The following is a 6,377-nucleotide window of genomic DNA, read 5'->3' as shown; positions in this document are numbered from 1 at the left end:
GCGGGTTTTTTAATTCAGGACGCCAACCACGCCGGCCACGATGAGCGCTGCCGCACCGATGAAAAGCGCGCCGGTTTCGGCCCGGCGGAGTTGTGCCGGACCTGCTGTTGGCCCGAGTAGCCCGCGAACGGCGAAATAACTGACCGCGCCGCCGAGGAAGCCGCCCACGTGGCCCCAGAGCGACACACCGGGGGTGTAAATGGTCCACGCGAAGTAGATCAGCACCATGACGATGGCCGAGGCCATCTGTTCCCGCTCCGCGATCTTCATGCCGAGCAGCATGGCCAGCAGGCCGTAGCCGACGGTTGAGGCCCCACCCATAGTCGCTTCTGGTTGCAGGGTGAGGCAGGCGAACGCGCCGACGCCTGCGGAGGCGAGGATCATGCCGGCCGTGATGCGGTGACCGAAGCGCTGTTCCACTGCCTGGCCGATGAAGTAGATAGCCAGCATGTTGAAGGCGATGTGGGCGGCGTCGAGGTGCACGATCGAGGCGGTGGCTGCGCGCCACCATTGGCCGTGCTCCGCCATTTGCTCCGCGGAAAGGAGTAGTTCCCAGCCGAAGTTTCGGGAGTCGCTGAGCGGGCTTTCGAGCGCATACACGACCCCGCGGCCGGAGAAACCCTGCCGAAATACGTGAAAGACCGCCTGCAGCGCCATGGCTGCATAGACGGTCACGTTGATCGCGATGAAGATCGCGATCACAGGGGTTTTACTGAGTGATCTCGACAGACTCGATCACCACGTCGTCGTTCGGACGATCCATGCGGTCGGTTGCCACACGGGAGATCTTCGCAACGACCTTCTGGGACTCCTTGTCGGTGACCTCACCGAAGATGGTGTGGCGGTTGTTCAGGTGCGGGGTGGCCGTCACCGTGATGAAGAACTGGGAGCCGTTGGTGCCCGGGCCGGCGTTAGCCATGGCCAGCAGGAATGGGCGATCGAACTGCAGCTCCGGGTGGAACTCGTCCTCGAACTGGTAGCCCGGGCCGCCACGGCCGGTGCCGGTCGGGTCGCCGCCCTGGATCATGAAGCCGTCGATGATGCGGTGGAAGATCGCACCGTCGTAGAACGGGCCTTCGTTGCTGCCCTGAGCGTTCGGCTGGGAGTACTCCTTGGTGCCGTTGGCCAGGCCGACGAAGTTCTCGACGGTCTTCGGCGCGTGGTTGCCGAAGAGGTCGATGGAGATGTCCCCGTAGTTGGTGTGCAGAATTGCGGTTTCAGTCTTGTTAGTCACGCGCCCCAGTGTACTTCAATCAGCAGTCGCTGGGGCGGGGTGGTTGGGCTTCCGCAGCGGGCGGGGGCGGAGCTAGCCATCAGGGTTACTGCAGCATGTTTTGGGGAAACTGCACGGCAGGATAAGTGGGCTTTGCCTATCATGGCAGTGTTGGTGAAATTTCAACGCAAGAGGAGATTCCTAGATGAATCCCAATACCCTCAAGCTGGCGCTGACTATTGCCCAGCAGCTGCGGAAGTCGCAGAAGAACCGCGCGCAGCGTAGGCAGCTCGCGGAGTTCGATGCGCTTCGCGATCAGCGAAATGTGACTTTGACGCACGAGCAGCAGCAGGCTGTGCTGGCTGATTCGCCTGCTCACATCCGTGCTGTTGCGGAGGAGATGCGGAAGCAGGACGGCGCAGCCGAGGCTCTTGCGAAGGCTCGTGCGCTGCACGCGGCCCACGAGGAGAGCACCGCGCTAGCAGAGGGAAACTCCCCCGCTACGCAGTTTGATAACCCGCTGGACGAGTCCGCGAAGAAGGCTCGGAAGGCTGCCAAGCGCAATTCGCTGCGAGGCAAGACGCGCCAGGGTATCTCTGATCTAAATAACGAAACGAATGAATTGAAGGAGAAGGGCATGGCTAACGCGACCGACGCGTTCAACCAGCTCGGCGACCGGGCCGAGGAGCTGTTCGAGGACGGCAAGAAGAAGCAGAAGAAGCTGGCTAAGCAGGCGAAGAAGGACGGCAAGAAGGCCCGCAAGGCTGCCAAGAAGAACAGCAAGGACCTGCGTTCCAACCTGCAGAACGTCGCTGACGACTCCCGCAACCTCGTCGAGGACCTGGGCGATAGGAAGAAGCAGCGCGAGCTCGCCAGCTCCGTGGCTGGCGCTTTCGCCGCTGGTCGCGCCGGTGCCCGTGCGGCCGCTGATGAGCTGTGGGAGGGCGCAACCCACGCAGCGGAGTCCGCTCGCGAGGCCGCCCAGAAGGAGGGCGCAAAGGCCCGCAAGCAGGAGACCCGCAGCGCGAATAAGCGTCTGAAGAAGGCTCAGAAGCGTGCGGAGAAGAAGGCCCAGAAGGCTGGCAAGCAGGCTCAGCAGACCCGCGATCAGCTGGAGTCCCGCGTGCAGGACGGCCTGGAGCAGGCTCGTTCCCAGTTCGCGAACCTGCAGGAGCAGGGCGCTGACCAGCTGAAGCAGACCAAGGAGGATGCTGCGAAGGCTAATAAGCAGGCGAAGAAGGACGCGAAGAAGCGTCGCAAGGCTGCTAAGCAGAGCGTCAAGACCCTGAGCAAGCGCGGCCAGAAGAAGGTCGACAAGATCGACAAGAAGGCCCAGAAGAAGGCCGCCAAGCTGGAGCGTAAGCGCAACGGCAAGGGCAAGTTCGGCCGCAACATCCTGCTGGTCCTGCTGCTGGCTGCCGCTGGCGCGGCTGCCGCTGCCTTGCGCGAGAAGAAGCAGGCTCCGGCGAAGTCCGCCCCGAAGGCTTCCGACTTCTCCGGCAAGGCCACGGGTTCCGCCGCGAAGCCGAAGGCTGAGGAGGCTGCAGCAAAGGCGAAGGCCGCTGCTGCTGATGCCAAGGATGCCGCCGCTGCCGCTGCTACCGAGGCCAAGGCGAAGGCTGAGGACAAGGCCGAGGATGTCAAGGAGCAGGCTTCCGACGCGACGGACAAGGCTGAGGCTAAGGCCCGCGAGGAGAAGGCCAAGGCCGAGCAGAAGAAGAACGAGGAGTCCAAGAAGGATTCCGGTTCCAAGGCTGCGGCTCCGAAGGCTCCGGGCGCGCCAGCCGCTCCGGCCGCCCCGAAGGCTCCGGGTGCACCGGCTGCTCCGAAGAAGACCGATAACGCCAAGAAGGATTCCAAGGATGACGAGGGCGGCCGCCACCGCCTCTAAGGAATAACTTGCACTACCCGTGGGTCAGCCACGCTGCCGGTAGCGCCCCTGATGCGGGCGCCGCGGGCGTGCAATCCGGATCTCTCACGCTGCGCTGGCGGATCTTCCCGATTTCTGCTGGTCGCGGCGTTTCCGCGTGCCAGGGGCTTTTCCGCCGGGCCGCGAATACGGCATTCGCTGAGCTTCGCCACCAGGGCGGAGAGGCTGCGGATGCCGTTTTTCTGGATTCCGGTTCGGCGTTTCAGGGCGATACGGCGCGGTCTTTTCTCGCTTTCTCTTGCTCCCGCGCCACTGTCCGCGGAGCTGTTGACGGCACCGTTCACAGCCCTGTTCCCGAGGTTGGGGACGACGCCCGCGTGGCCGATGGTCCCGGTTTCGCGGCGGCCTACCGCGTCCCGGGGCACGCCACCGGTGCCGATGCCGCCGACGGTGCCGCCTTCTACGACGCTCTGCGGGAGCAATTGCGGCGCATCCACGTGCCGGAGGACTTCCCGGCACAGCTCACGGGCGGTTTCGCGCTCGGCTGGGTGGGTGCTTTCGGCTATGAGCTGAAGAACCTCTCCCCCGACGTTCGCGCCAGCGCCACCCGGCGCGGGGCAGACCCCGCCGCAGAGCGCGGTGCTGATGCGGAGCGTGGCGCTGAGAGCAGCGCCGAGGGCGGGGCCGAACCCCTGCGCCACTACAGTCACCCGGACGCCGCCCTGCTCTTCGCGGACCGGGGGCTGGTCTTCTCCCCGCACGATGGCGCGGTGATCGCGCTGGCCCTGGAGCCCACGGAGGCATCGGGTGGGCCCGACAGCACACCAGGGGACGAACCACTCACGTCTCCAGCCCCCGCCCCGAGCTCCGCTCCGAACGCCAGCCCGGCCGGGGCCTGGTTCCGGCAGCTCGAGGAGCGTTTCGGCGCTGGGCTACAGGAGCTTTTCCCCGCCGAAGCCGAGGATTCAAGCGCCCCGGGCGTCGCCCCGGGCGCCGCCCCAGACGCAGCCCGGAACGTGGCGAACGGGGCGGCCAACGCACCGGTCGAGTACCGGTTGGACCACGGCCACGAGCAGTACCTGGCCAATGTTCTGGCCTGCCAGGAGCACATCGCGGCCGGGGATAGCTACGAGCTCTGCCTGACCACCACCGCCCGCGGCCCAGCTCTCGCCGATCCGTGGGGCGCCTACCAGCAACTGCGCAGCACGAGCCCCGTCCCCTACGGCGCTTATCTGCAGTTCCCCGGCCTCAGCGCTGCGCCGGCAACGGACCCTGGCACAACTTCCCCCTCACCTGTTGCGGTCAGCCCAACGTCGCACCCCGCCACCACGCAGAACGGCACCCCGGGGCTCCATGTGCTCTCGGCGTCCCCGGAGCGCTTCCTGCGCATCCGCCGCGCCGCTGTTTCCTCTCCAGACGCTCCCGCCAGCGCAGAGACGAGCACCAGTACAGCCACGAGCTCACCCACGGCCACCGGCGCAACCCCAGGCCCCCTGTTCGTCGAGGCCAAGCCCATCAAGGGCACCCGGCCGCGCGGCACCGGCGCTGAGGATGAGCGGCACCGTCGTGAACTGCAGAACAGCGAGAAGGACCGGGCGGAGAACCTGATGATCGTCGATCTGCTCCGCAACGATCTGGCGAAGATCTGCCGGCCGGGCAGCGTGCGGGTGCCGGAGCTGTTCGCGGTGGAGAGCTATAGCCACGTCCACCAGTTGGTCAGCACGATCACCGGCGAACTGGACGCCGGCGCAGGCGCCGATGCCGTGGACTGCCTCGCGGCGTGCTTCCCGGGCGGGTCGATGACGGGCGCCCCGAAGGTCCGCTCGATGGAGCTGCTGGAGGACCTGGAGGGTACTGCGCGCGGGTTGTACTCCGGTGCGATCGGGTGGCTCTCCCCCACTGGCGAGGCGGATCTGTCCATCACGATCCGCACGCTCATCGACGATGGCCGCGAATCCAGCTTCGGGGTGGGCGGGGCCATCGTCGCGGATTCCGACCCCGGGGCCGAATGGCAGGAGATCCTGGTCAAAGCCAGTGCCCTGCTGGAGGCGCTAGACGCCCGGATCACCGGCAGCGCATAACGCACCCGATCCCCCGCTAACTCCCCCGGCGGCTCACAGCAGCGGCCACGCGACCCCGGCGTAGCCGCAACCCCGCCGCGCCGCCGCACGCGCCCCGGAGCGAGCAGAACCCCCAGCACCGCCTAGTCGTGGCGGTGCATCTCCTTATTGCCGCCCACGTCGTGCAGCAGCTGGTGGATCCGGTCGTCGACCAGCGAGTACAGCATCTGGCGACCGTCGCGTTCCACGGTGAGAATTCCGGCGTTGGACATGTAGCGCAACGCTGCGGACGCGGTGGCGGGCCGAAGTTCGCACTCGTTGGCCAGCTCCGTCATCGTCATCCGAGCCGGGCCCTGCTAGTGCAGGGTCAGCAGCAGGCGAAAGCGCGTCGGATCCGAGAGGATCTTAAACGACTGCCCCCCGTCCTCGACGAGCTGCAGAATTTCCTCTGGGGTGCCGGGGTGCTCGCTTGTGTGATCAGCGTGCTTCATGTCTACTCCACGTTCATTCAGGCCCAAGGGTGGTGGCCGCGGCCACCTTGTGCCCCACGGTCGGTGCGTGTGCGCCCGGCACGCGGAGCGGCCCCTTCGGACATCAACGTTGCTCTCTTACTCGATCTTATCCAGCGCGTCGGCCAGGCGCTGCACCGCAGCGTCAACGTCCGCCCACTTGTCCAGGCCGAAAAGGCCGATGCGGAAGGTAGCCAGGCCCTCTGGTTCGTCGATCATCAGCGGCACACCACCCGCGATCTGCAGGCCGGCCTCCTTGAAGGCTGCGACGTAGTTCTTCTGCGGATCCTTGGCGTTGACCACCACGACGGACGGCGCCTCGCAGCCCGGTGCGGCGACCGAGGTGTAGCCACGCTCGGCGAAGAGCTCGCGGACCTTGCCGCCCAGCTCTTCCTGCTTGGCGCGCAGGTTCTCCAGGCCGACTTCCTGGGCTTCCTTCATGAGCTCCAGGTTGTGCAGCAGGGTGTCGGTAGCCATGGTGGCGTGGTAGCCCGCGCCGCCGTCCACGTAGCCGTCGGCGATGGCGGTCCACTTCTTCAGATCCATCGCGAAGCTGCTGGTCTGGGTGTTTTCCATCGCCTTGCGGCCGTTTTCGCTGAACAGGACGTAGCCTGCTGCCGGGCTACCGGACCAGCCCTTCTGCGGCGCGGAGATCAGGACGTCCACGCCCGTCTTCTTCATGTCCACCCACAGGGTGCCGCTGGCCACGCAGTCGAGGACGAAGA

At 66.2% G+C, this 6,377-nt stretch carries 6 protein-coding genes and 1 pseudogene; 2 read left to right on the top strand and 5 right to left on the bottom strand.

Features of this window, described 5'->3' with window-relative positions; translation table 11 throughout:
* Positions 1 to 9: 9 nt before the first annotated feature.
* Positions 10 to 702: a rhomboid family intramembrane serine protease gene (locus tag Q1V78_RS02945; RefSeq protein ID WP_300611449.1), complete on the bottom strand. Its 693-nt coding sequence runs from the start codon at positions 700 to 702 to the stop codon at positions 10 to 12.
* Between the two features lie 7 nt (positions 703 to 709).
* A complete protein-coding gene (locus tag Q1V78_RS02940; protein ID WP_012359316.1) occupies positions 710 to 1,234 on the bottom strand; it encodes a peptidylprolyl isomerase in 525 nt (174 codons plus the stop codon).
* A gap of 184 nt (positions 1,235 to 1,418) precedes the next feature.
* Here Q1V78_RS02940 and Q1V78_RS02935 point away from each other — a divergent pair, with 184 nt between their 5' ends.
* Positions 1,419 to 3,104, top strand: coding sequence for a hypothetical protein (locus Q1V78_RS02935; RefSeq protein ID WP_300611443.1), 1,686 nt, complete (start codon positions 1,419 to 1,421; stop codon positions 3,102 to 3,104).
* 8 nt (positions 3,105 to 3,112) lie between these two features.
* Positions 3,113 to 5,164 carry an anthranilate synthase component I family protein gene (locus Q1V78_RS02930; protein WP_300611440.1) on the top strand — a complete coding sequence of 684 codons (2,052 nt, stop codon included), beginning with the start codon at positions 3,113 to 3,115 and terminating at the stop codon, positions 5,162 to 5,164.
* A gap of 122 nt (positions 5,165 to 5,286) precedes the next feature.
* Here the strand turns inward: Q1V78_RS02930 and Q1V78_RS02925 are convergent, their stop codons facing one another.
* From Q1V78_RS02925 to Q1V78_RS02915, 3 genes and pseudogenes are all read right to left on the bottom strand, one after another.
* Entirely contained in the window at positions 5,287 to 5,484 is a 198-nt protein-coding gene (locus Q1V78_RS02925; RefSeq protein WP_300611437.1) for a hypothetical protein, read from the bottom strand.
* 15 nt (positions 5,485 to 5,499) lie between these two features.
* Positions 5,500 to 5,634 (bottom strand): hypothetical protein, encoded by a 135-nt coding sequence (locus Q1V78_RS02920; RefSeq protein WP_300611435.1) that lies wholly within the window; start codon positions 5,632 to 5,634, stop codon positions 5,500 to 5,502.
* A 117-nt stretch (positions 5,635 to 5,751) separates the two neighbouring features.
* Positions 5,752 to 6,377 (bottom strand): annotated as a pseudogene (locus tag Q1V78_RS02915) (alanine--glyoxylate aminotransferase family protein); the annotation flags it as partial.

Origin of the sequence: Corynebacterium sp. (assembly GCF_030152825.1) — a bacterium.
Taxonomy (GTDB): Bacteria; Actinomycetota; Actinomycetes; order Mycobacteriales; family Mycobacteriaceae; genus Corynebacterium.
This window is presented reverse-complemented; position numbering and strand designations above follow the sequence as displayed.